Origin of the sequence: Mycobacteroides chelonae CCUG 47445 (genome assembly GCF_001632805.1) — a bacterium.
In the GTDB taxonomy this organism is placed as follows: Bacteria; Actinomycetota; Actinomycetes; order Mycobacteriales; family Mycobacteriaceae; genus Mycobacterium; species Mycobacterium chelonae.
In genome coordinates, this window is record NZ_CP007220.1 from 290,402 (window position 1) to 314,472 (window position 24,071).

Here is a 24,071-nt window from a genome sequence, read left to right on the forward strand (position 1 = left end):
AATGACCACTGCCACCCGCGGCATCCCGATCATCGCCGAGTACGACCTGCCGACCGTGGATCTACTGCCCGCCAACACGGCGACATGGCAGATCGATCCCGCACGCGCCGTATTGCTCATTCACGACATGCAGCGCTATTTCCTCGCACCGCTGCCGGTGTCGTTGCGTGATCAACTGGTGAGCAATGTCGCGGCCATCCGCGACAGGTCGGTGGCCGCGGGTATCCCGATCGCCTACACCGCTCAGCCCGGCAGCATGACCCAGGAGCAGCGTGGCCTGCTCAAGGACTTCTGGGGCCCCGGGATGCGGGTGGACGAGGAGCACCGTCAGATCGTCGATCCGATCGCACCCGACGCGGGTGACTGGGTCTTCACCAAATGGCGGTACAGCGCCTTTCATCGTTCTGCGTTGTTGGAACGGATGCACGCAGCGGGACGCGACCAGTTGGTGATCTGCGGCGTGTACGCACATGTGGGCGTGTTGATGACCGCGGTGGACGCGTTCACCCACGATATCGAGACCTTCCTGGTTGCCGATGCGATCGCCGATTTCGACGACGAATCACACTGGATGGCTTTGGAATACGCGGCACGGCGGTGCGCCGTGCTGACCGTCACGGACGAGGTGCTGACATGAGCGATCTACTGGGACGTGTATTGGCGGGAGCAACCGGGCCATTTGCCCTGCTGTACCGCCCGGAATCCGGCGCACCCGATGCCGTCGACGTCGTCACCGGCACGGTGACATCTGTCGAGCGGATCGCCGACCTTCCGCTGCGTGACGGGCATAGTGGGCATGACCTGCTGGCGTTGGTGCCGTACCGGCAGATCGCCGAGCGCGGATTTGTAGCGCCCGATGACGGTGCTCCGCTACTGGCGCTTGCCGTCGAGCAGCAGGAGTCGGCGCCGTTGTCGGAGGTGTTGGACCGAATTCCCGAGTATCCGGTGGTGGTGGGCCACAGCGATTTCGACATCGACGATGCGGAGTACGCGCGTCTGGCCTCGGGAATTATCTCCGAGGAGATCGGACAGGGGGCCGGAGCCAACTTCGTGCTCAAGCGGAACCTGTTGGTCCAGCTGCATGACTATTCGATCAACACCGCGCTAACGCTCTTTCGGAGACTGCTGGAGCGGGAGAAGGGCGCGTACTGGACGTTCCTGGTGAGCACCGGCGAGCAGGTATTCATCGGCGCGACCCCCGAACGCCATATCAGCGTGCAGGATTCGTTGGCGGTGATGAATCCGATCAGCGGGACGTATCGATACGGTGCCAACGGCCCGAACCTGGATGCGGTGATGGAGTTCCTCGCCGACACCAAGGAATCCGACGAGCTCTACATGGTGGTCGATGAAGAGCTGAAGATGATGGCCCGAATCTGCCCCGATGGCGGGCAGGTGCAGGGACCGTACTTGAAGGAAATGGCGCGGCTCGCGCACACCGAGTATCTGATTTCCGGTGTTACTGATCGGGATCCGCGTGAGATCTTGGCCGAGACGATGTTCGCGCCGACGGTGACGGGAAGCCCGCTGGAGAACGCGTGCCGTGTCATTCAACGGTATGAACCCAAGGGCCGCCGGTACTACAGCGGCGTTGCCGCATTGATCAGCACAGACACGGCCGGTGTGCGGCAATTGGATTCGGCCATCTTGATCCGCACCGCGGAGATCGCACCAGGTGGCGCACTCACCGCGGGCACTGGCGCCACCATCGTTCGGCATTCCAACCCCGCGAGCGAGGCCGCCGAAACCCGTAGCAAGGCTGCCGGATTACTCTCTGCCTTGACGACACGTCGGGAGCTTCGCAGTCATCCCCGGGTGACGGAGGCTCTGGCCAGTCGCAACACCGGCATCGGGACCTTCTGGCTGGGACACGGATCGGGAGAGAACGCCGCGAATCTGGTGGGCCGCACCGCGCTGGTAGTCGACGCCGAGGACACGTTCACCTCGATGATCGGATTGCAATTGCGGGCCTTGGGTTTACGCGTAGACATCCGCCGATTCGACGAGGATATCCAACCCGGCGCGCATGACATCCTGGTACTTGGCCCCGGCCCGGGCGATCCGACGGCCATCGATGTTCCGAAGATTGCGACACTGACCGCTTTGACGAAGACCGCACTGACTCAGCGCATTCCGTTTCTATCGATCTGCCTGAGCCATCAGGTGCTGTGCCGGCAGTTGGGCCTGCCGGTTCGTCGTCGGGAGCAGCCCAATCAGGGCGTGCAGCGGCAGATCGATTTGTTCGGAACCGAGCGGCATGTCGGGTTCTACAACACCTTCGCCGCGGTGACGAGCGGGGAGTGGGTCGATACGCCCGCAGGGCGGGTGCAGATCAGTGCCGATGCCGTGACGGGTGAGGTTCATGCGGTGCGCGCCAAGCGGTTTGCATCCATCCAATTCCACGCAGAGTCCATCCTCACCCGCGATGGCGTGGGGATCTTCGGTGAGCTGCTCACGCCGCTGGCGACGGGTGTTCCGGTACTAGCATGACAAGTGTGCGCATAGACATTCACGCTCACCTGTGGTCTGACGACTACCTGTCGTTACTCGACGAGTATGGGAGGGCCGGTACCGATGTCCATCGTGGCCTCGGTGCCGGGGCGACGCGTACCGATTTGGATGGGCGTTTCGCGCTGATGGATGAGGCGGGTGTCGACCTGCAGATCCTCTCGGCTACACCGGCATCACCTCATTTCGAGGACGAGACCGCCGCCGTCGAGAGCGCCCGGTTCATCAACGACGAGTACGCGAAGCTCGCCAGTGAGTATCCGGGGAGGTTCCGCGCGCTGGCGTCACTGCCGCTGCCGCACATCCCGGCCGCGTTGGAGGAGCTGAACCGTGCGATCGACGATCTGGGCATGTACGGCGCGTCGATCACGACCTCCGTACTTGGCCGGTCGATAGCCGATCCGATATTCGATCCGCTCTACGAGGAATTGAATAGCAGGGGCGCAATACTTTTCGTTCATCCGGCAGGATGCGGCGCGGATTCGTCCTTGATCACCGATCACTCGCTCACCTGGTCGATCGGAGCGCCGATCGAGGACACGATCGCCATCATGCACCTCATTGTCGCGGGTATCCCATCGCGTTATCCGGATATGAAGATCGTGACGTGTCATCTGGGCGGGGCCTTACCGATGGTGCTGGAGCGCGCGAACCGTCAGGTGACTGAATGGGAAGCGACCCATTGTCCGGAGGCGCCCAAGGATGCTGCCCGGCGGCTGTGGTTCGACACGGTGGGGCATGACCACACTCCGGCACTGCAGGCAGCTGTCGCATCGCTCGGTGCCGATCGGTTGGTGTTCGGCTCGGACTTCCCGTACCAGGGAGGTGCCAGGTACGTCAGTTCTGCGACGTACATCCAGGAGGGGCTGTCATCCGACGACGCTTCGTTGATCCTGGACCGCAATGGGGCCGAGCTGCTGGGGTTGGACGGCGATTAGGCGTTTGTATCGGAATGCGGTTGCGTTGCGCTATTCGATGCCGACTCGGAAAGGCGGGAGCGAACGCCCTCGGAGAATGGTGTCGAGAGGCGCGAGCTTTCATCCATCAAAACAATCACGGAGAGGGCTCGCGCGACACAACAATTTTCCTGAAAGATGGCTTGGCGAAGTTTGAGTGAACTGCGCCCGACGGAATCCACCGCTGTGCCGATAGTTACTTGGCCGGGCCACAGCATCTCGCCCAGGAAGTCGATCTCCAAACGTGCGATGACAAACGCCCTGTTTGGCTCCAGAATTTGTCTGGTGCTGTCGTGTAGAAACTCCACTCGCCCGGTTTCCAGCAAGGTGGAGAAGACGGAATTGTTGACGTGCCCTTGCCGGTCTGTATCGGCATAACGCAGCTTATCGTGTGAATGCAGCGGAAACTCTGCAAGAGTTGGAATTTCAGCCATTCCCGCTGTTCCTTTCCTGTGCGAATTCGAGGGTACGGAGGGTATTGCCTCAATCCGATTTCACGATATCGGAAGGTAACACCCACCACGGTTCGAGGCGGGATGGCCCACCCACTAGACTGATCGCTGGACCCCGCGCGGCGTCTATCCTGTGAACTCCCCCAGGGCTGGAAGGCAGCAAGGGTCAACGGGCTCTGTCGGGTGCGCGGGGTCCCCTTTCCGAAGATCGCGACCTCCAGATGCCCCGCAGGGCGAATAGGGGAAAGCCGTGTCATTCCTGTCGCTCGGACTCGACGAACTCGCAGCTCAGCATCGGTTGCAGCAGGAGAACTACAGCCAGCTCAAGGCCAAGGGGCTCTCGCTGGACCTCACTCGTGGCAAGCCGGCGCCCGAGCAGCTGGATCTGTCGAACGGCCTGCTGGCGCTGCCCGGTGACGGCGACTACCTCGATGGCAATGGCACCGATACGCGCAACTACGGCGGCGGTAACGGTCTTCCGGAGCTGCGCGCAATCTTCGGTGAGCTGCTCGGCGTCCCCGCGCCCAACCTGATCGCGGCCAACAACGCCAGCCTCTCCCTCATGCACGACGTGATCGTGTATTCGCTGCTCCACGGAACCGTCGACTCGCCCCGGCCCTGGGTTGAGGAGCCGTCACTGAAGTTCCTGTGCCCGGCGCCCGGATACGACCGTCATTTCGCGATCACCGAATCCTTCGGCATCGAGATGATCCCGGTACCGCTGCGCGAGGACGGCCCCGACGTGGACCTCATCGAGGAACTCGTCGCATCCGACCCGACCATCAAGGGCATGTGGAGCGTTCCCGTCTTCTCCAACCCGACCGGAACCGTCTACTCGTGGGAGGTCGTTCGTCGGCTGGCCCAGATGAACACGGCGGCACCGGATTTCCGGCTGTTCTGGGATAACGCCTACGCGGTACACACTCTGACGCATGATTTCGTCCGGAATGTGGACTTGCTGGGGCTCGCCGAGACCGCCGGACATCCCAACCGCCCGTTGATCTTTGCGTCCACCTCGAAGATCACCTTCGCCGGTGCCGGTGTCAGTTTCATGGGCGGATCACTGGCCAATATCGCGTGGTACCTGCAACACGCCGGTAAGCGCAGCATCGGGCCCGACAAGGTGAATCAGCTGCGGCACCTGCGCTTCTTCGGCGATGCCGAGGGCGTCAAGCTGCACATGCAGAAGCATCAGCAGATCCTCGCGCCCAAATTCGAGCTTGCGCTTGAGGTCCTGGACGACCGATTGAGCGAGAGCAAGATCGCATCGTGGAGTGAGCCCAAGGGCGGATACTTCATCAGTCTTGACGTGCTGGACGGCACCGCCAAACGTACGGTCGCCCTGGCCAAGGAGGCCGGGATCGCGCTCACCGAGGCGGGCGCCACGTTCCCGTACCGAAATGACCCGAATGACAGGAACATTCGTCTGGCGCCGTCGTTCCCACCGCTGGAGACCGTCGGCGCCGCCGTCGATGGTTTGGCGACGTGCGCGCTGCTGGCGGCAACCGAGAAGCTGCTGGAGCGCGCCGATTAGGGAGCCTTCTGCACCTTATCGATCTGTTTGTTGAGCAGTGTCAGCGCCAGCTTGTCGTTATCGCTGGTCCAAGGCTCCATGGCATGAAGGACCTTGACGGTCACTGTGGTGCCGCGTGGATGTGCGGTGAGCGTCTTGACGGTGATCTCAACGGTCTGTTCACCGTCCATTCCCAGGCCGCCGGTGAAGATGGCCGCGGTCGCGTCCACGCTCGCTCCCGATACTTTCTCCGTCTTGACGCTGCCGGTCCCGCCGATCCCGTCGAGGTCAAGCGTGACGGATCCACACCGCCCAGCCTTCTCCTCGATGGCCTGGAACGAGTCGGCAATCCCCTTGCCAACCACGATGTCCACACGAAGAGACCCGTCCTCGTACTGTGCGGCGGCTTGATCGAAGGTGACCGTGTCGTGGTTGACGAACATGTTGCACTCGGACGGGCTGACCGTCGGGCCGTCGTCGCCCGGGCGTTCGAGTACCTCATAGGTGCCCGAGCCCTCAGGGAAGTCCTGGCGGGGCAGCAGCAGTTTGGCGGGATCGCCCTTGGGCAGCCCGGGTGAACCGTCCGACTTCGGTTCACCCGAGACGACGCTGGTGCACGCCGATACGAGGATCAGCGCAGCGGATATTGCGCCGATGGACAGCGTGCGAGCCACGGGAGTTCCCCCATCCGTCTTGTGCGGATTCGCCTACGGCGCCTTGTTCACCTTGGCGATCTGCTTGTTGAGTAGATCCAACACCAGTGCGTCCTGCTCGGGAGTCCACGGCTCGATGAATCGGTCGACCTCGATCCGGACGGTCGTGCCCCGGGGATGCGCAATCGCGATATGCGACTCGACGCCGATCTGATCGCCCTCGGGTCCGAGAAGGCCGCCGACCTTCACCAACTTGGTCTCCTCGGAGGCACCGGGCAAATCGGCGATGGAGACGTGCGCCTTCATCGCCACCCCGTCACCCTCCATTTGGACGGACGCGCATTCCTGGGCGCGCTTGGCGAGGTCGTCGAATGATTGCTTGACGCCGAGCCCGACACTGCTCTCCGCCATCACGGTGTCCGAGTCGTACTTGGCGCGCGCCCTGTCGTAGTCGCCGTCTCCCTCGGAGATGAACTCGTAGCACCCGGGCGGGTTGACCTTCTCCGGCTTGGACTTGTCCGCCTTGTCCTTGTCGAGTTTGAGCTTGTCTTCGATGGTGAACGTCCCATTGCCGGCGGGGAAGTCCTCCCGGGTCAGCAAAAGTGCGGTTGCCGGACCTTCGGGCAACTTCGCGGCCGGCTCGTCGGCCTTCTGGGTACTCGATGACGGCGCCGGTGACTCACTCGGCGATTCCTTGGAACAAGCGGAGGTGAACGCGAGTGCGATGACACTCGCGCCAACCGCCAACACAGTGTTCATATCAACGCGACGTGTCTTCATGCGCGGACTTTAGCGAACAAGATCACCCAATGTGGCGGTTTGTTCGTCAGGTGGCCCGCCAAGGTCGTCTGCGGTCGCCGGTACCCTTGCTCTCCGTGGCCCTGTACCGCAAGTATCGCCCGGCGACTTTCGCCGAAGTCATCGGCCAGGAGCACGTCACCGGACCGTTGACCACCGCGCTGGACGCGGGCCGCATCAACCACGCCTATCTGTTCTCGGGGCCCCGTGGCTGCGGTAAGACGTCCTCCGCCCGTATCCTGGCCCGCTCGCTGAACTGCGTGCAGGGGCCCACCTCGACGCCGTGCGGGATCTGTGATTCGTGTGTCGCGCTGGCGCCCAACGGATCGGGCAACGTCGATGTCATCGAACTGGACGCCGCCAGCCACGGTGGTGTGGACGACACCCGTGAACTGCGCGATCGCGCCTTCTACGCACCCGCGCAGTCGCGCTACCGCATCTTCATCATCGATGAAGCGCACATGGTCACCACCGCAGGTTTCAACGCGCTGCTCAAGATCGTCGAGGAGCCACCCGAGCACCTGATCTTCGTCTTCGCCACTACCGAACCGGAGAAAGTGCTGCCGACCATCCGGTCGCGCACCCATCACTATCCGTTCCGCCTGCTGGCACCCAAGACGATGCGGACGCTCGTCGAGGGCATCTGTGCGCAGGAGAACGTCGCCGTCGACGACCCGGTTTACCCGCTGGTGATCCGCGCCGGTGCCGGATCGCCTCGAGACACCCTGTCGGTACTGGACCAGTTGCTCGCCGGTGCGGACGAGGAACGCGTGACCTACCAGCGGGCTCTCGCGCTGCTGGGCGTTACCGATATCGCGCTGATCGACGATGCGGTGGACGCGCTCGCGGCCGGTGACGGCGCGGCGGTGTTCGGAGCCATCGAAGGCGTGATGGATGCCGGACACGACCCGCGTCGATTCGGCACCGACCTGCTTGAGCGTTTCCGCGATCTTATTGTCCTGCAAGCGGTTCCGGATGCAGTGGAGCGCGGTGTGGTCGATGCGCCACAGGATGTGTTGGAGCGGATGCGCGAGCAGGCCGAGCGCATCGGCCCCGCGACGTTGACCCGATATGCCGAGGTGCTGCACGCCGGGCTGGGGGAGATGCGGGGCGCGACGGCACCACGGCTGCTGCTGGAGGTGGTGTGCGCGCGGCTGCTGCTGCCCTCGGCCACTGACGCGGAATCTGCTGTGCTGCAACGCGTCGAGCGCATCGAGAAGCGTCTGGACATGTCGGTGCCCGAGTCCGGTGGGGCAAGCGCGTCGCCGCGCTTTGTCCGCAAGTCCCAGGCCCCCGCTGCTCCGGCTGCCGAAACAACCGCGCCGCCGGCTCCGGCGCCCGAGCCCCCCGCGCCGACTCCGCCTCCAGCACCCGCTCCGGCTCCGGCTCCCACCCCGGAACCGGAGCCAGCTCCAGCACCAGAGCCTGAGCCAACCCCGACACCTGCTCCTACCCCCGAGCCCGAGCCCGAGCCTGCCCCGGAGCCGCCCCCACCACCGGTTCCAGAACCAGAACCAGAACCTGCCCCCGAGCCTCGCCAGCCCGGGGCCCTTGACACTACTGCCGTGCGCAACGCCTGGGCCGAGATCCGATCCAAGGTCCGGGACCGCAGCCGGACCACCGAGGTCATGCTTTCTGGTGCCACGGTGCGCGCCATCGAGGGCAAGACCCTGGTGTTGTCCCATGATTCGCCACCGTTGGCCAAGCGCATCACCGAGTCGCGTAACGCCGAGGTCATCCGGGAAGCGTTGAAGGATGCGCTCGGTGTGGACTGGGAGATCCGTTGCGAGGTGGGCAGTGCAGACGCCGGCGCCCCGGCCCAGGCACAGAAAGTCACCAAGGCCGCGCCGCGGGTCGTGACCCGGCCCAGCCGCCCGACACCCGAGCCCGAGCCGGCACCCGAGCCTGAACCGGAACCCACGTCCCCGGAGGACGAGGAGGAGCAGATGCTCGCCGAGGCCGGGCAGGGCGAGGCCGGTCCGCGACGCGATCCCGAAGAGGTTGCGCTGGAACTACTTCAGAACGAGCTGGGCGCTCGCAAGATCGACCCCAGCTAGGGCCGCCACCACGGGCGTAGCGGCAGCGCGGACCCGCCCCGCGCGTCAAGTTTCGTGGCCAGCACCTGGTGCAGCTGAACGACGTTGCGCTCGAAGCCCAGTCGTGAACCAGCCATGTACAGGCCCCACACCTTCGCGGTGGCCTCGCCTACCTCGTCGACTGCCTCATCCCAGTGTTCGACGAGGTTGGCGCACCATTCCTTGAGGGTAAGTGCGTAATGGTGACGCAGATTCTCCTCGTGCAGCACCTCGAGGCCAACGTTCTGGATCTCGGTGATGATCTTCCCCGATCCGGTCAACTCCCCGTCGGGGAAGACGTAGCGGTCGATGAAATACCCCGCGACGGCCGAAGTTCGATTGTCTGGCCGGGTAATGCAGTGGTTGAGCAGCAGGCCACCGGTCTTCAGCCGCGACTGGAGGAACCGGAAGTAAGCGGGATAGTTCGCGATGCCGATGTGCTCGGTCAGTCCGATCGAGGAGACCGCATCGAACTCTCTTTCCGTGGTATCGCGATAATCCGCATGACGGACCTCCGCGAGATCCGAAAGACCTTCGTCGGCAAGGGCCTTCTGCGCCCAGGCGGCCTGCTCGGCCGACAATGTGACACCGGTGGCGTGTACGCCACGCCGTGCGGCGTACCTGACCATCGATCCCCAGCCGCAACCCACGTCGAGCAGCCGGTCTCCGGGCTTGAGTGCCAGTTTCTCGAAAACCAGCCGGTACTTGTTCTCCTGCGCCTCTTCCAGCGTGGCTTCGGCGTTCGGATAGCACGCGCACGTGTAGGTCATGGACGGGCCGAGTACCCACTCGTAGAACGCGTTCGAGACGTCATAGTGATGATGGATGGCCTCGGAATCGCGGGTCTTACTGTGCCGGAATCCCTCGACGACCCGCCGCCAGCGGGGCAGTGCCTCCTGTGGCGGTGGTGCGATGGGCCGTAGATGTTCGAAACCGATCGACCTGACGATGTTCGCCAGCACGCGCGCCGGCGGTCGCTTGAAATCCAGCCTGTCGGCCATGGCCTTCAACAGTTCGTAAGGGTCGCCCGGGTGCACGCCCTGCATTTCGATATCGCCGGAAACATACGCCCGTGCCAGCCCCAGGTCACCCGGTGCCGTCGCCAAATACGTTGTGCCGCGCGGCGTCAGTAGATCGAGCCCCAGCTCGGCGTTCTCCGGTCCGGCCTTGCTGCCGTCGTAGGCGCTGAAGCGCAGCGGCAGATCTCCGGCCGCCATGATTTCGAGAATCTCGGCCAGCGAGAGCTTGCCGTTCTCGCCCCGGTCGTTCTTGGCCTGAGTTGTCGTCATTGTCGCCGTACCGCCTTCGCATAGAGATCCAGCAATCGGTTATCCGGGTCGTACGTCTTCTTCAACGTCCGATAGTGCTCGCCGCCGTAGAGAGCCTCGAACTCTTCACGCGGATAAAAGGATTCGGAGTACAGCGACTTGTGTCCGCCCAGCTCGCTGACCTTGTGCTCGATCCGCCGGTTGGTGGCTCCATCGCCGGCGCCGGCCGGCACAGAGGACCAAAAGCCGATGTTGACGTACGTCTGGCCCGACCGTATCGGATACAGCGGCCAGCCTTCCTTGTCGCGTAACCGCAACGGACACAGCCATACCGGTTCAATGGGTACCTCGTCGAGGAACCACCGCAGAAAGTCTGCGGTGTGACCGATCGGGACCTCTACGTCCTGGACGACGCGTTCCCGGGCCGGGCGCCCGTTGAACCTCTCGATACGGTCGGCAATGTTGTAACGCTGGTCGAGGCCGATCATCTTCCAGTAGACGCTGCTGCGCCGGTACTTTCGCGGCCACAGCCTGCGGATGCGCGGATTTTGCGCGCCGAACGCGCGGGAACACCAGAACCAGTCAGTGTCCCAGCGCCACAGGTAGTCGTGAATGCTCAGCCGATCGTGGCCGGTGCCGTCCGCATGCTGGATCGAGCGGTAGTAGATCTGTTGTCCTGTGTAGTCGCTCACCGGGCCGGGCGCATCCGTCCGGGCGCCCAGGCACAGGTAAGACTCCTCGTCGGTGAACACCACCCCGTCCAGATAGTCCACTCGCTCACCCTGGAACGTCGCCGAGTCCACGATCGACTCCATCGCTGCCACAAGTTCAGCGAGGCTATGGAATCGGATGTGCCGCAGGGCAACGAACCGTTCGACGGGCTCGAGCTCGATGCGCAGCCGCACCGAGTAGCCCAGTGTGCCGTACGAGTTGGGGAAGCCCCGATACAGATCTGCGTGGTCATGGGCCGATGCTGTGACGATCTCGCCCGCGCCGGTGAGGATGTCCATGTCGAGAACCGACTCATGCGGAAGCCCGTTGCGGAAGGACGCGGATTCGATTCCGAGCCCGGTCACCGCGCCACCCAGTGTGATGGTCTTGAGCTGTGGCACCACGAGCGGTGCGAGCCCGTGGGGAAGGGTGGCCGCGACCAAGTCCTCGTAGGTACACATGCCGGCCACGTCGGCCGTGCGGTTGACGGTGTCCACGCTGATGACACCGGTGAGGCCCGAGGTATCCAGGCCCGGTGTAGTCGACTTTGCCCTTGCGCGGAACAGATTTGAGGTGGGCTTAGCCAAACGCACGGTCGCCGTCGTGGGAATGGCCCGGTAACTCCGTAGTAGCCGGTTCACTCCCTCGGCGTGCGCCGATCCTGACGAGATAGGCACAATTCCTACGCTAGCCCGGTTCTGCGCGTGGCGCACCCGAGAACGCGATTCAGATGCCAAGCGCGACTATCGGAAACTAACCCCGGGTCAATCGTCCTAGCCGAATCGCTGCTCCGCCAAGCTGTTCGTTGATGCGGAGCAGCTCATTCCATTTCGCGGTGCGTTCGGATCTGGTGATGGAGCCGACCTTGAGTTGCTCGGCACCCCAGCCGACCGCCAGGTGCGCGATGGTGACATCCTCGCTCTCACCTGATCGCGCAGACACGATGGTGTCCCATCCGCAGTCGTGAGCGGCATCGTGTGCCGACTTGGCGGCGCTGAGTGTGCCGGCCTGGTTGGGCTTCACCAATAACCCGTTACACGCTCCGGCTTCGGTTGCTCGGCGCACGCGCTCGGCATTGGTGACGGTGAAATCGTCACCGACGACCAGGACGCGGTGTCCCACTGCCTGGGTGAATTCCGCCAGGGCAGCGGGATCGTCTTCGGCGAGCGGATCCTCGATGGAAGCGATCGGATACTTATCGATCCACCCGATCAGAACCTCGGCCCACGCATCGGAGTCGAGCTCGGTGCTGTCGAGCCCGAGACGGTAGCGGCCGCCGCTGCCGAATTCGCTGGACGCGATGTCCAAGGCGATCGTGACCTGGGCTCCCGGCTGCAACCCGGCCCGCTCGATGGAGGCGACCAGCAGTTCCAGTGCGTCCTCGTTGGAGTCCACCACCGGCCACCATCCACCCTCATCTGCCACTCCGGCGAGCCGGCCTCGCTCGGAAAGTAAAGCCCCGCAAGCGCGATGAATTTCAGCCACCCAGTTGAGGCCCTGTTCGATGCTGTCGGCCGCCGCGGGCACCACCATGAAATCTTGAACATCGGTGCGGCGCGCGGCATGGGCGCCCCCGCCGATCACCTGAATCTCAGGCAGCGGCATAGCGGCCGTTCGATCACCGATCAAATACCGCCACAACGGAATACCGTGCGATGTGGCGGCGGCGTGTGCGGCCGCCATCGACATGGCCACCGACGTGTTACCGCCGATGATCGCGAACGCGTCCGACCCGTCAGCCGCCGTGAGCGCCGTGTCAACGGCCTGTTGGTCGGTGGCATCGATGCCGACCAGATGCTCGGTCAGGTCACGGGCGGCTGCCACCGCAGCGGTCACGTCGTAACCGGCGAACGGGCTGCCGCCGTCCCGCAGATCGGCGGCCTCGCCGCTGCCCCGGGACGCACCTGCGGGAGCGATCGCCCGCCCGATGCTGCCATCGCCCAGCAGCAGCTCCGCCTCGACGGTCGGCCGCCCGCGTGAATCCCATACGCGTCGAGCGTGCACACCACTGATGTGTGTTCCGGTCATGGTCCCTCTAACTGTTGTGCGACGGCCAGCGGATCGGTGGCCGATTCATGCAAGGCCTGCCCTGCGCGGGTGCGCAGTGAATCGCGTTGAGAAGCAGACAAATAGTCCACGGGCGAACGTCCGTCGACGCGGGCGAGAGCCAACGCGGGTAGGAGGCGCGCGGTCCGGGCGGCCACCGCATCCGGTGGCTCCCAGGACACGCCCGCCAAGTACGCGGTGCAGAGTCGGCGGCTCGTCTCCCACAACAGTTCGCGGTACTCGGGTTTCCATATCCGCTTGAGCAGAAGGTGATTAAGGCAGAACGCGAGATCGAAGGCGGGGTCTCCGTACCAGGCGCATTCGGCATCGGTCAGCACCGGTCCGTCCGCGGTGACGATCACGTTCTTCGGACTCACATCCCCGTGCACCAATGCGATGTGCGTGCCAGCGAGGTCATCGGCCAGTTGGGACAAGGCGTCGGCGTGTTCCGGGAGGTGCTCTGCCGGATAGCGCAGATACGGTTCGATTCGCAATGCCTCGAACAACTCATTGGATGCGAATTCGCGTGCCGCCGTGTCATCCCCGGCCGTATGCGCATGCACGGCAACCAGGTGTGCGCCGAGTTCCCCGCCCACCTCCGGATCGATGCGCCCGTTCGCCAGATCTTCGCGCCAGGACGGAATGGGCCCCAGATCGGTCATCGCGAACGCGTGCAGATTGTCAACGGCCATAACAACCCGAGGCGTGAAAGACGGAACGATCGCCGCCGCACGCATGAGATAGCGTGCCTCAAAGGTGTTGCGCTCCAAGGGAGCTACCCAGTGTGCCTGCACGCGAAGCCGCTCGATGGCCCGCTTGACCACCACCGATTCGCCCGAACTCAGCCGAACACGCCACACGTCGGAGGACACCCCTCCGGTCAACGGTTGTGCCTCCACCGGCACGAGTTCGGCGTGGGAGAGAAGTTCGACCACCCAATCAGGTGGTGCCATGTGCACCTTCGGATTTCCACCACAGCGCGTTGAACCAGATGCGAGCGAGCGTGTCGATGGCCTCCTCGTCGGTGACCGAGCCGCGTCCGCTCTCCCCACCCTCGACCAGCCAGACATAACAGAAGTAGTCCATCATCGCCCCGATCGCCGACGCGGTGATATCAGGATCCATCCCGGGGGAGTACTCGTGTTTCTGTAGTCGCCGAATGTTGTTGGCGATCATCGTGCGTGCCGGGGCGCGCAGATCTCGCCAGTACTCGACGAATGTCGGGTCTATCTGTGCGGCCTGGAATACCCCGGAGAGTACGGGGGCATGGTCTCGATAGGTGGTCCAGTACACGGTGACGATGTCCCGGATCACGTCATACGGCGCGCGATCGCCCGTCTCGACGGTGTCACCGCGGGTGTAGGCCTCATCGCGGAACTCATCGACCATGGTGCGGAGTAGCTCGGCCTTGTCGGTGAAGTAGTTGTAGAAAACGCCGACGGATTTCCCGGCCTCGGTGGTGATGTCGACGACACGAGCCTCGGAGTACCCGACCCGGGAGATGACCTCACGCGCCGCATCCATCAGGGCACGGCGCGTGCTGCGGCCACGTTGTGTCGAGGGCTGCTCGGCAGCCACGGGCCGGATCGCTGAATCGCTAGACATCACCACCCGCCAAGGCTACATTAAACCTGAATCGAGATTCAGTTTCAGTCCGATCGCGTGTCATTCCCTAATGATTGCGCAGGTTGCGAGGTTTTGATGACGAGTTCGACAGCAGTGCAGGCCGATGCCGTTCAGCGAGCGCGTGACCTCGCACCCGCCATCGCCGCACGGGCGCTCGAGGCGGAGCGCCTGCGCCGGATGCCCGACGAGACCATTGCCGAACTGTCCCAGTCGGGTCTGTTCAGCCTGATGGCGCCGCGCCGCTACGGGGGCGACGAGGCCAGCCTGGAAACCTTGGTCAGCGCGGTCATCGAGGTGGGCAAGGTCTGTGGATCGACCGCCTGGACCTTCTGTATCTACGGAATCCACAACTGGCTCGCCGGGTTGTTCCCCGAGGAGCTGCAGGACGAGATGTTCGGCTCGGTCTCGCCGGGATCTCCCTTGCTGTTTCCGGGCAGCTGGTCGCCATCGGGTATCGCCACTCCCGTTGAGGGCGGCTACAAGATAAGTGGGCGTTGGCAATTCGGCAGTGGTGTCTGGCACTCGTCGTGGGCATCGGTTGCCGCGGTGGTGCAGCATGATGAGCCGCCGAAGTATCCGGATCTGCGCACCTTCATGATTCCCAGGAACGACCTCGAGGTCATCGACACCTGGTACACCTCCGGTCTGCGGGGTACCGGGAGCATGGACATCGCCGTCAATGACGTTTTCGTCCCCGAGCATCGGGTGCAGGAGTTCGGTCCGCTGGCGCGCGGGCAGTCACCGTCGGCGGAACTACACGGGTCGGCCATCTATCGGATACCCCTGTTCTGCGCCCTTTCCAATGTCGCGGCCGCGCCGGCGGTAGGGATGGCGCTGGGGACGGTGGAGCTGTTCACCCAGAAGATCAAGACCCGGGTGATGCGGTACTCGATGCAGGAGCAGTCCAAGCTGGCCACCGCGCACCGGCGCATGGGACATGTTGCCGCGCAGGCCGAGTCGGCACGTACCCTGCTGTTGCAGACGGTGCGTGATGTGGAGGACAAGCTGCGCTCCGGCGAGGGGCTAGCAACCGAGGATCGGGTGGCGGTGCGCCGCAACTGTGCCTATGTCGTGGAAGTCTGCAAACAGGCCATCGCCGAGGCAGTCGAGGCATGCGGCGCCTCCGCGCAATACGAGGACTCGCCGTTGCAGCGCCATCTACGCGATGTGAACACCTTGTCCACACACGTTGTCTACGACACGGATTCGGCCTACGAACTGTTCGGCCGGGTGGAATTGGGGCTGCCGCCGGGATCCGTCGCGTTCTGATGAGCACTGGCTCGTGAATACCGAGACGCCCGAGCTCAACGGGTTGCGGTGTACGCGCGACGATCGTGTCCTGACTGTCCTGGTCGATCACGGTCCGCTCAATCTGCTGGACGGGCCACTCATGTCAAGCTTGTCACGGCTGGCTCGTTGGCTCGCCGATCGGGACGACGTGACGGTGGTGCTGTTCGGTAGCGCCAATCCCGACTTCTTCATCGCCCACCTGAATGTCGAAATCCTGCAGACGGATTCGGCGCGTACTGCGGAGTCCGTCGAATCCTTCCAGCGGTTGGTCGGCAGGTTTCGCGCGCTGCGCCAGGCCACCATCGCACTTGTTGAGGGCCGGGTTGCCGGCGGAGGAAGCGAGTTTCTCCTCAACCTGGACATGCGTTTCGCCGTCCGTGGCCGCGCCGTCTTCAATCAGGTGGAGACGGGTCTGGGCATCGTGCCGGCGGGTTCGGGCCCCCAGCACCTGGTCCAGGGCATGGGGCGGGCACGCGCGCTCGAGGTGATTTTGGGTCATGAGGATTTCGATGCTGACCTGGCGGAGCGATACGGCTGGGTCAACCGTGCCCTGGACCCCGATGAGGGGTGGCGGTTCGTGAATCGGCTCGCCCGGCGTATCGCCGTCAATCCGCTCGAACTGATCGCCGGTGCCAAGAGCACGGTCGATGCGCTGGTCACCGACCTGGAGCCGGGGTTGGCCGCCGAGCGGGCAGCCATCGTTGCCGCGTTCGCTGACGTGCACAGCACCCAGAGAATCGCGCGCTTTCTGCAACGGGGAGGCCAGACGGTGGACGGCGAACGTCGCCTCGGCGATCTCGTGGGCGACCCTTAGACTGCGACTACAACCAGTAGTAGAACCAAGTCGTAGCGAGGGAGAACTCATGGGTCAGGTCAGTGCGTCCAGTTCGGTGTTGATCAACGCGACGCCCGAGGCAGTGCTCGCCGCTGTTGCCGACTACCAGAATGTGCGCCCGCAGATCCTGTCCAGTCACTACCGCGACTACCAGGTGCTCGAGGGCGGTCAGGGTGAAGGCACCGTCGCGTCCTGGAAGCTTCAGGCCACCGAGTCGCGCGTGCGGGATATCAAGTCCAGCGTGAGTGTCGCCGGGCACACCGTCATCGAGAAGGATGCCAACTCCACGCTGGTGACCAGCTGGACCGTCGCACCTGCGGGAACCGGATCGACGGTCACCACCAAGACGGCGTGGACGGGCGGCGGCGGTATCAAGGGATTCTTCGAGAAGACCTTTGCGCCCCTGGGCCTCAAGAAGATTCAGGCCGAGGTGCTGGACAACCTGAAGAAGGTTGTGGAAGCCAAGTCGTAACGGCCGGGCGGCTTAACCGCCGGGCGCAGGCGCCGCAGCCGGGTCTACCCCCGGCGCCGGTGCGGTGCCGCTGAGATAGGCCACGATGCCCTGAACGACGGCCTGCGCGTATTTGGCGCGGCCCTCCGGGCTGGTCATCATCGCCGAGTCCTGGGCGTTCTTCATATTGCCGAGCTCGACGAGAACCTTCGGGTGCTGGGCAAGGTTGAGGCCCGCCAGGTCGGAGCGGCCATAGAGCCCGCCGGTGCCGATGTAGGTCGCCGGTGTCAGGCCGGCGGCTTGCAGGCTGTCGCGCATGGTCTTGGCGAAGCGCAGCGTCGGCTCACCCTGCACCGCGTTTACCGGCGGGTTCGAGTAGTTGACATGGAAGCCGTGACCGCCGGCCGGACCGCCGTCGGCGTGGATACTCACGACGGCATCGGGGTTGAAGCTGTTCTCGATCTCCGCGCGTTTGTCGATGCACGGACCGAGTTTGTCGTCGTCGCCACGGGTCATCGCGGTGCGCACGCCGAGTTGGGTCAGCTGCTGACGGATGAGCAACACGGTGTTCCACGCGAAGGTGTGCTCCGGGTACCCGCCATCGCTCACGGTGCCGCTGGTCTGACAGCTCTTCGTGCCGCCCCGACCGTCGGGCACCTGGTTGTTGATCGAGCCGTCATTGGCCCCGTTGTGCCCGGGGTCCAGCACGACGATGCGTCCGGCGATGCCGGGTGCGGCCGCGGCGGTGGGGGCCGCCGGCGTGAGGATCGGCAGCACCGTGACCGATGCCGCCGTCAACAGGGCCGTTCCCGCCAGGCCCATGGCCCGACGGAGCGGCACGGCACGCGACATCTGGTGTCCGAAACTCACTCGCACCTGGCCACGGTAGCCCGGACGGCGGCTACCCTTGTTGACGACCCGCCGAGGCCCGGCGAGCGTGACCAAGTTGATACCCGGTCGTTTGAGGCGAGAAGGAGATTTCATGCAACCCGGAGGCGCCCCGGATATGTCAGCCCTGCTCGCGCAGGCACAGCAGATGCAGCAGCAGCTGATGGCCGCTCAGGCGCAGATCGCGGCGGCCGAGGTCACCGGTGAGTCCGGTGGTGGCCTGGTGCGGATTACCGGCAAGGGCAGTGGCGAAGTGATCAACGTGCAGATCGACCCGAAGATCGTCGATCCCGAAGATGTCGAGACACTGCAGGACCTGATTATCGGTGCGTTGGCCGATCTGACCTCGAAGACACAGGAACTGGCAAGCCAGCGGCTGGGCCCGCTTGCCGGTGGCCTCGGCGATCTTGGTGGAGGGCTGGGATTGCCCGGTGTTTGAGGGCCCGGTCCAGGACCTCATTGACGAGCTGGGCAAACTGCCCGGGGTTGGACCCAAGAGCGCACAGCGCATCGCCTTCCATCTTCTGGGCGTCGAGGCTCCCGATATCGATCGGCTGACCGCAGCCTTGACGCGGGTGCGCGATGGCGTTCAGTTCTGCGAGGTCTGCGGGAACGTCTCCGATAAGGAGCGCTGCCGGATCTGCTCGGACCCACGACGCGATCTCGCATTGGTCTGCGTTGTCGAGGAACCCAAGGATGTGCAGGCGGTCGAGCGCACCCGAGAGTTCCGCGGTCGCTATCACGTGCTCGGTGGCGCACTGGATCCGCTTTCGGGTGTCGGTCCTGACCAGCTGCGGATTCGGGAGCTGTTGACGCGCATTGGAACCGACGAGGACGGCGTCTCCATTTCCGAGGTCATCATCGCCACCGACCCGAACACCGAAGGTGAGGCGACGGCCACCTACCTGGTCCGAATGCTGCGCGATTTCCCCGGACTGACCGTCACCCGTTTGGCGTCCGGCCTGCCGATGGGCGGGGACCTGGAGTTCGCGGACGAGCTGACCCTCGGACGCGCCCTCTCCGGCCGCCGCCCCCTCTGAATTTCCCTGCTTACCTTCAGGGGACGATGAGGAATTGTGCTTGACCGGGGTTGCCTTGTGCTCCCGACACCGTCACCGACGTTCCCGGATCGCCGGGTGCGCCCGGGTTCGGTTGAGGCCCCGGCCCGCTGCAGTCCGATGAGGACGAAAACACACCGGTGGTCGCGCCGTTAGCGCCCACCGATCCGCCCGGACCGTTACCGCCGCCGATCCCGCCGTTGCCACCAGTGCCCGCCGACACGTCCATCGGATGCGTGCCCAAGGACAGGTCGTGTTGGCATTTGACGAGAATGACGCCGCCGTTGCCGCCGGGACCGGCGAAGTTTCCGTCTCCGCCGCGACCCCCGGTACCGCCATTGCCGCCCGTTCTACCGAACTCGCAGTCGTCTCCATCGCCGCCTTTGCCTCCGGTGCCACCGGTTCCGCCGACTCCACCCTGCCCGCCGTTCCCGCCGCGGCCACCCTTGGCTTGAAGCGAGACTCCGTCCATGAAGGTCTCTACCTCAAAGTCGATGACGCCGCCGTGACCGCCCGGACCACCAGGACCGCCGGCTCCACCGTTGCCTCCGGTTCCTCCGGTCCCGCCCCGGGTGGCGCAGTCGTCGTCGATCCAATTGCAGTTCGCCATGGTCCCCGCCGCGCCGGTGGGACCTTGGGTGCCCGGTGCACCCGTCGCTCCGGCGTCGCCGTTCGGACCATTGCTGATGATGTTCGCCATGGTGCTTACTCCTTCTTATGCCAGATCGCCGTTTATGCCAGGTTGCCGCGGACGGATGTCGCGCGAATCTTGATGTAACTGGAGGTGATAACGAGTCGCCCCCCGGTATGAATGCGGATGTCGTTGGCCCACAAACTCTTCGCTTTCGACCCCAGGGTCAACGTGGCGTTCCTGCCGATCTCGATATCTTTGAACAGCACGAGAACCAGGGGTATTCGGGTGACATGTGCGGCATACCGCTGGGTGAACGAATGGGTGATCTTCACTTCGAGGCTGTCGGCCTCCAGTGGTACTCCTAGTGCATCACTCACTGCGCGTGAAAGATTCGTGTGCATGGCCGGGCGTATCTCGCGGTAGAGCCGGCTGAGCCGCCCCGGGTAACCGACTCGCCGCTCGCTCTTGCTCGCGCATGGCGTGCAGCACGAATCCTCTGCGTCGGGGTGTTCGGCGATACTTTCGGCCATGCGGCGGGCGATCTCACGCACTGCGAGGTCGTCCTCCGCTATGGCTTGGCGTGCAACGCGTTCCTCCAAACGCTCGGGGACCAGGCGCAGGGTCTGAAGATCGTCGAATCCGGCGATGTCCAGGCGATGTGTCACCTCCGCCCATTCGCGATCGCTGGGATCAACGATCACCGACTTCTCTTCTGGCACAGACAGACTGCGCCGCTCGGCCTTTAAGAACCGCGCTACAGAATCACTGGTCACAATCGCTCCTTTGGGCGTTCGGCATGGAACTTGAATGCCAACGGAACGTATTGCGCGTACGGCCGGGCCTGCGTGAGTAATCGACTACTCGAATTCGGTACCGGCGCGGCCCATCAGGGGGCAGAGGAAGGCTAGCGGGCGGACACGCGCTCTCGGCGCAGCCGCGCCACCTCGTCCAGGTCCAGCGGGGTCAGTTGCGGCACATTCATGGCGCGGGCAAGTAACAGGTCGGCGAGCTCGGGATTGCGTGCCAGGCACGGGCCGTGCATGTAGGTAGCGATCACGCTGCCCTGTACGACACCGTCGGTACCGTCACCGGCGCGATTCCCGGCGCCTCGGCCGACCTTGGACAACGGGGCCGCTGCGGGCCCCAAAACTGTTCCACCGCGGTGGTTCTCGAACCCGGTCAGGGTGTCCTCGAGCTCGTCCATGATGGGCACGCCGGCCAATTCGCCGATGGTGCGCTTGTCCTGCGGGCTGGTGGTGACATCGAGCAGGCCGACGCCTTCGACGCGCTCCCCGGATGACGTTTCGTACCAATGCCCGAGCACCTGGATGGCCGCGCAGATCGCCAGCACCGGTGCACCGCGTTCGGCGGCGCGCTGCAGTCCCGGATGCGCGATGAGATGGCGGGTGGCAAGCCGTTGTGCGTAGTCTTCGGCCCCGCCCAGCGTGTACACGTCCAGGGAGTCGGGGACGGGATCGGCCAGGGTGATCTCCACGATCTCGGCGTCGATTCCGCGCATCCGCAGCCGTTGCCGCAGCACCACGGCATTTCCCGAATCGCCGTAGGTACCCATGACGTCGGGGAGTACCAGGCCGACTCGAACGGTGGATTCGCTCATGCCGCACCACCTTTGGCCAGCGCGCGGTTGAGGTTGAGGAACGCCGTGTAGTTGGCGATCACGTCGACCTTGCCGGACGGACAGGCCCTGATGGCCTGAACAGGGTCGTGGTGCAAGGTGTGTGTGACGCTGGCATAGGTCAGCCGCACCGCGAGATCGGTGCCGCGTTCCCCCGAGGCGACGACGGGAGGCACGGTGGTCTGCGGGTTATCGCACGCGAAATGTTCAAAGTTGACATCCCATAGCCAGGACAGGTCTTCGCCGTCGGGCACCTGCCCGTTGACCGCGATGACGAGTCCGTCGGCGTCGGTGTCCACCATCGATAGCGCCTCTTGCCAGCCGGCCGGATTCTTGGCCAGTAGCAGTCGCACCGTGTGATCTCCGAGATCGATGCTCCGGTAGCGGCCCGCCACCTGATCGACCGCCGATACGGCATCGACGGCAGGACCGGGGCGGGCGCCGAGTTCAACCGCCCCGGCAACGGCGAGCGTTGCGTTTCCGCGGTTGGCGGTGCCGGGCAGCGTCAGCGACATCGGCAGGCTGATTCCGCTGGGCCCGTAGATGCGGTCGTCGTCGAACCACCAGTCCGGATCCGGTCGGGAGAAGTCGGTTCCGGTACTGCGCCAATGATTTCCGTCGCGGACGATGAGCTCGCCGCTGCGTGGACAGCTCACCGAATCACCGGCCCAGCCGCCGCCGGCGGCCACCCAGACGACGTTGGGGTTGTCGTAGGCCGCCGATGTCATGAGGACGTCATCGCAGTTCGCGACGATCACCGCGTCACGGTGCTGGGACAGCCCCTTGCGCAGAGTGCGCTCGATGTTGTTGATCTCGCCGACGCGGTCCAGCTGATCGCGGCTGAGATTGAGCAGCACGATGACTGCGGGGCGGATCGCGTCGGCGACATGTGGCACATGCATTTCGTCGACCTCGAGCACCGCCAGCTCGGCATCGCGGGTGCCGGCCAGTGCGGCCACCAGGCCCGCGTCCATGTTCGAACCCTCGGTGTTGGTGGCCACTGGCCCGGTGGTCGCCAGCGCCGCGGCCAGCATGCGGGTAGTGGTGGACTTGCCGTTGGTGCCGGTGACTATGGCTGTGCGCCGGCCGACGCCCAGTTCGGCCAGGATGCCGCCGTCGAGTTTGAGGGCAACCAGCCCGCCGATCATTGACCCCGCGCCGCGACCACTGACGCGCGAGGCCCAGCGCGCGGCGGAGCCCGCGGCAAGCGCGATTCGGCCGCGCAGCGATAGGTGCTCGATGGGCATCCGCGCAGTTTATTGGAGACCCTTGCGAGGTGATGATGTCGCCGTCGTGGAGTAGGAGTGCACGGCCCGTGCGACCGGAGGCGATGGCCGCACGGGCAGTGCAGGTCCAGCCTCTAGGCGACGGCGCGCTGTAGCGACTGCTTGACGTCGTTGACCGTGGCCAGAAGGGTGGCGCTGGCCTCTGCCAGCTGCTCCTTCTGCTCGGCAGTACCGGTCAGGGCGATCACGCGCGCCAGTCCGGCAATCTCGGCCAGCCCCGAGCGGAGCTTGAGGACATTGACGAGTTTGGGGAACAGCTTGGTCCGGAGCGCTTGCGCGGTCTGGCTGGTGATGCCTCGCTTCGCGAGCACCTTCCGGCCGAAGTCGGTCAGGGTGGCCACGCCGTCGTCGGTCTTCACCACGCCACGATGAGCCAGCCGTTCGAGGACTCGCTCGACCACGGGCTCGGGAAGGGTGATCTCACCCTCGGTTGCGTCCGAGACACGCTGCACGATCTGTGCGGCGCTGGCGGGCCCGTCGAGCAGCAGTGAAGCGGTGACGGCGCGCTTGATGCGGAATCCGAAACCGCCAGGGCCACCGGGGCCGAAACCCGGGCCACCGAATCCAGGTCCGCCGAAGCCGGGTCCGCCGAAGGCAGGACCGTGACCTTCGAAGCCTGCGAATGAATCAGACATCTAATTCTCCTTCTCTGAAGATCAGGCAGCTGACTCGTTGCCCGCTGAACCTGTATCAACTTCCTTGATACCTGCGTCGAATCCGGTATGTCAAGAATCTTGATATGAGTTGGCTGAGAATTTTGTGTTGAGCGGTAATCCATTGCACGGCAACAGCTTGTGCACGCCGCCCATATCGCGCCTCGGATATCGTCGGCCGAAAGGCCAAGCCGCCTGGACTTACTGTCCGAGTGTGACTAGCCAAAGGGCCTGAGTCTGCGTGCGTCCTGGCAGGTTCATGCCAGGATGCTTGCGATGACTGAATCCGATGAGGTCGAGCCACTGGGGTACCTGATGTTCCGGGCTGGTGCCGTGATGCGTCCGCAGGTCCTTGCTGCGTTGCGGCCGCTAGGGCTCGGGATGCCGGAGTTCATGTGCCTGCGGATGCTCAACGAAAGCCCTGGGCGGACCAGCGCTGAGCTGGCACGCGAACACAATGTCTCGGCGCAGGCGATGAATCAGGTTCTCAACGGATTGCAGAGCGTGGCGCTGGTGTCCCGGCCGACGGTGCCGGCCTCGGGGCGAGCGTTACCGGCCCGGGTCACCGCCAAGGGCAAGGCGTTGCTCAAACGCGTGGAGTCGGCAATCCGGGCCGCGGAGGATGAGATGTTCGGCCGCTTGAGCGCCGATGATCAGAGCGAACTCAGACGGATACTGGGGCGACTGATCGACGCTACCGGCGAAAACGAGTGAGCGTCCACCCAACCAACCAG

25 protein-coding genes and 1 other RNA gene are annotated in these 24,071 nt (G+C 64.5%); 12 read left to right on the forward strand and 14 right to left on the reverse strand.

Going from position 1 to position 24,071, the window contains the following annotated elements; all coding sequences use genetic code 11:
* Position 1: 1 nt before the first annotated feature.
* Genes BB28_RS01425 through BB28_RS01435 form a run of 3 tightly spaced genes read left to right on the forward strand, consistent with a single transcriptional unit; the run spans position 2 to position 3,446 of the window.
* A complete protein-coding gene (locus tag BB28_RS01425) occupies positions 2 to 637 on the forward strand; it encodes an isochorismatase family protein (RefSeq protein ID WP_046252228.1) in 636 nt (211 codons plus the stop codon).
* Positions 634 to 2,490: an anthranilate synthase family protein gene (locus BB28_RS01430; RefSeq protein ID WP_046252229.1), complete on the forward strand. Its 1,857-nt coding sequence runs from the start codon at positions 634 to 636 to the stop codon at positions 2,488 to 2,490. The genes BB28_RS01425 and BB28_RS01430 overlap by 4 nt, the downstream gene beginning before the upstream one ends.
* Before the next feature lie 5 nt (positions 2,491 to 2,495).
* Positions 2,496 to 3,446, forward strand: coding sequence for an amidohydrolase family protein (locus tag BB28_RS01435; RefSeq protein ID WP_081252335.1), 951 nt, complete (start codon positions 2,496 to 2,498; stop codon positions 3,444 to 3,446).
* On the opposite strand, the gene BB28_RS01440 is transcribed toward BB28_RS01435, so the two are convergent.
* Positions 3,443 to 3,898: an acyl-CoA thioesterase gene (locus BB28_RS01440; protein WP_046252231.1), complete on the reverse strand. Its 456-nt coding sequence runs from the start codon at positions 3,896 to 3,898 to the stop codon at positions 3,443 to 3,445. The genes BB28_RS01435 and BB28_RS01440 overlap by 4 nt on opposite strands.
* A gap of 124 nt (positions 3,899 to 4,022) precedes the next feature.
* Here BB28_RS01440 and ffs point away from each other — a divergent pair.
* Positions 4,023 to 4,119, forward strand: an RNA gene (gene ffs / locus BB28_RS01445) — signal recognition particle sRNA small type.
* A gap of 47 nt (positions 4,120 to 4,166) precedes the next feature.
* Complete coding sequence (locus tag BB28_RS01450) at positions 4,167 to 5,450, forward strand: aspartate aminotransferase type Ic (protein ID WP_046252232.1); 1,284 nt, start codon at positions 4,167 to 4,169, stop codon at positions 5,448 to 5,450.
* Here BB28_RS01450 and BB28_RS01455 read toward each other — a convergent pair.
* Both BB28_RS01455 and BB28_RS01460 read right to left on the reverse strand, forming a co-directional pair.
* Positions 5,447 to 6,103 (reverse strand): hypothetical protein, encoded by a 657-nt coding sequence (locus BB28_RS01455; protein ID WP_046252233.1) that lies wholly within the window; start codon positions 6,101 to 6,103, stop codon positions 5,447 to 5,449. The two genes, BB28_RS01450 and BB28_RS01455, sit on opposite strands and share 4 nt — an antisense overlap.
* A 33-nt stretch (positions 6,104 to 6,136) precedes the next feature.
* Positions 6,137 to 6,862 (reverse strand): hypothetical protein, encoded by a 726-nt coding sequence (locus BB28_RS01460; RefSeq protein WP_052740078.1) that lies wholly within the window; start codon positions 6,860 to 6,862, stop codon positions 6,137 to 6,139.
* A gap of 95 nt (positions 6,863 to 6,957) precedes the next feature.
* Here BB28_RS01460 and BB28_RS01465 point away from each other — a divergent pair, with 95 nt between their 5' ends.
* On the forward strand, positions 6,958 to 8,937 hold the full coding sequence (locus BB28_RS01465; protein ID WP_046255441.1) for a DNA polymerase III subunits gamma/tau: 1,980 nt from the start codon (positions 6,958 to 6,960) through the stop codon (positions 8,935 to 8,937).
* Here the strand turns inward: BB28_RS01465 and BB28_RS01470 are convergent.
* From BB28_RS01470 to BB28_RS01490, 5 genes are all read right to left on the reverse strand, one after another.
* A complete protein-coding gene (locus tag BB28_RS01470) occupies positions 8,934 to 10,244 on the reverse strand; it encodes a class I SAM-dependent methyltransferase (RefSeq protein ID WP_046252234.1) in 1,311 nt (436 codons plus the stop codon). The genes BB28_RS01465 and BB28_RS01470 overlap by 4 nt on opposite strands.
* Positions 10,241 to 11,611, reverse strand: a complete 1,371-nt coding sequence (locus BB28_RS01475) for an FAD-binding oxidoreductase (RefSeq protein ID WP_046252235.1) — start codon at positions 11,609 to 11,611, stop codon at positions 10,241 to 10,243. Before BB28_RS01475 ends, BB28_RS01470 begins: the two co-directional genes overlap by 4 nt.
* Positions 11,612 to 11,687: 76 nt before the next feature.
* Positions 11,688 to 12,962 carry a phosphopyruvate hydratase gene (eno, locus tag BB28_RS01480; RefSeq protein WP_046252236.1) on the reverse strand — a complete coding sequence of 425 codons (1,275 nt, stop codon included), beginning with the start codon at positions 12,960 to 12,962 and terminating at the stop codon, positions 11,688 to 11,690.
* A complete protein-coding gene (locus BB28_RS01485; protein WP_046252237.1) occupies positions 12,959 to 13,933 on the reverse strand; it encodes a phosphotransferase in 975 nt (324 codons plus the stop codon). Before BB28_RS01485 ends, eno begins: the two co-directional genes overlap by 4 nt.
* Positions 13,920 to 14,591 (reverse strand): TetR/AcrR family transcriptional regulator, encoded by a 672-nt coding sequence (locus tag BB28_RS01490; protein ID WP_191985244.1) that lies wholly within the window; start codon positions 14,589 to 14,591, stop codon positions 13,920 to 13,922. Before BB28_RS01490 ends, BB28_RS01485 begins: the two co-directional genes overlap by 14 nt.
* A gap of 90 nt (positions 14,592 to 14,681) precedes the next feature.
* On the opposite strand from BB28_RS01490, the gene BB28_RS01495 reads away from it, so the two are divergent.
* The 3 genes from BB28_RS01495 to BB28_RS01505 are packed head-to-tail and all read left to right on the forward strand — an operon-like array spanning position 14,682 to position 17,203.
* On the forward strand, positions 14,682 to 15,875 hold the full coding sequence (locus BB28_RS01495; RefSeq protein WP_046252239.1) for an acyl-CoA dehydrogenase family protein: 1,194 nt from the start codon (positions 14,682 to 14,684) through the stop codon (positions 15,873 to 15,875).
* A gap of 13 nt (positions 15,876 to 15,888) precedes the next feature.
* The gene (locus tag BB28_RS01500) at positions 15,889 to 16,710 is read left to right on the forward strand and encodes an enoyl-CoA hydratase/isomerase family protein (protein WP_046252240.1); all 822 of its coding nucleotides are present in this window, start codon (positions 15,889 to 15,891) and stop codon (positions 16,708 to 16,710) included.
* Positions 16,711 to 16,759: 49 nt separating this feature from the next.
* Positions 16,760 to 17,203, forward strand: a complete 444-nt coding sequence (locus BB28_RS01505; RefSeq protein WP_046252241.1) for an SRPBCC family protein — start codon at positions 16,760 to 16,762, stop codon at positions 17,201 to 17,203.
* 12 nt (positions 17,204 to 17,215) lie between these two features.
* On the opposite strand, the gene BB28_RS01510 is transcribed toward BB28_RS01505, so the two are convergent.
* Entirely contained in the window at positions 17,216 to 17,959 is a 744-nt protein-coding gene (locus tag BB28_RS01510; RefSeq protein ID WP_046255442.1) for an Rv3717 family N-acetylmuramoyl-L-alanine amidase, read from the reverse strand.
* Positions 17,960 to 18,164: 205 nt separating this feature from the next.
* Between BB28_RS01510 and BB28_RS01515 the strand changes: the two genes are divergently transcribed.
* Together BB28_RS01515 and recR are read left to right on the forward strand one after the other, a co-directional pair.
* Positions 18,165 to 18,509: a YbaB/EbfC family nucleoid-associated protein gene (locus BB28_RS01515; RefSeq protein WP_030096006.1), complete on the forward strand. Its 345-nt coding sequence runs from the start codon at positions 18,165 to 18,167 to the stop codon at positions 18,507 to 18,509.
* Positions 18,502 to 19,110 (forward strand): recombination mediator RecR, encoded by a 609-nt coding sequence (gene recR / locus BB28_RS01520; protein WP_030096005.1) that lies wholly within the window; start codon positions 18,502 to 18,504, stop codon positions 19,108 to 19,110. The genes BB28_RS01515 and recR overlap by 8 nt, the downstream gene beginning before the upstream one ends.
* Before the next feature lie 16 nt (positions 19,111 to 19,126).
* Here the strand turns inward: recR and BB28_RS01525 are convergent, their stop codons facing one another.
* The 5 genes from BB28_RS01525 to BB28_RS01545 all read right to left on the reverse strand — a co-directional run bounded on the left by BB28_RS01525 (position 19,127) and on the right by BB28_RS01545 (position 23,319).
* Positions 19,127 to 19,828, reverse strand: a complete 702-nt coding sequence (locus BB28_RS01525) for a hypothetical protein (protein ID WP_046252242.1) — start codon at positions 19,826 to 19,828, stop codon at positions 19,127 to 19,129.
* A 32-nt stretch (positions 19,829 to 19,860) separates the two neighbouring features.
* A complete protein-coding gene (locus BB28_RS25440; protein WP_225421974.1) occupies positions 19,861 to 20,535 on the reverse strand; it encodes a hypothetical protein in 675 nt (224 codons plus the stop codon).
* Between the two features lie 131 nt (positions 20,536 to 20,666).
* Positions 20,667 to 21,380 (reverse strand): type 1 glutamine amidotransferase, encoded by a 714-nt coding sequence (locus BB28_RS01535; protein ID WP_046252243.1) that lies wholly within the window; start codon positions 21,378 to 21,380, stop codon positions 20,667 to 20,669.
* Complete coding sequence (locus tag BB28_RS01540; RefSeq protein ID WP_109550430.1) at positions 21,377 to 22,645, reverse strand: Mur ligase family protein; 1,269 nt, start codon at positions 22,643 to 22,645, stop codon at positions 21,377 to 21,379. Before BB28_RS01540 ends, BB28_RS01535 begins: the two co-directional genes overlap by 4 nt.
* Positions 22,646 to 22,758: 113 nt before the next feature.
* Complete coding sequence (locus BB28_RS01545) at positions 22,759 to 23,319, reverse strand: hypothetical protein (RefSeq protein WP_046252244.1); 561 nt, start codon at positions 23,317 to 23,319, stop codon at positions 22,759 to 22,761.
* A gap of 285 nt (positions 23,320 to 23,604) precedes the next feature.
* Between BB28_RS01545 and BB28_RS01550 the strand changes: the two genes are divergently transcribed.
* Complete coding sequence (locus BB28_RS01550) at positions 23,605 to 24,051, forward strand: MarR family winged helix-turn-helix transcriptional regulator (RefSeq protein ID WP_081252186.1); 447 nt, start codon at positions 23,605 to 23,607, stop codon at positions 24,049 to 24,051.
* Positions 24,052 to 24,071 lie beyond the last annotated feature (20 nt).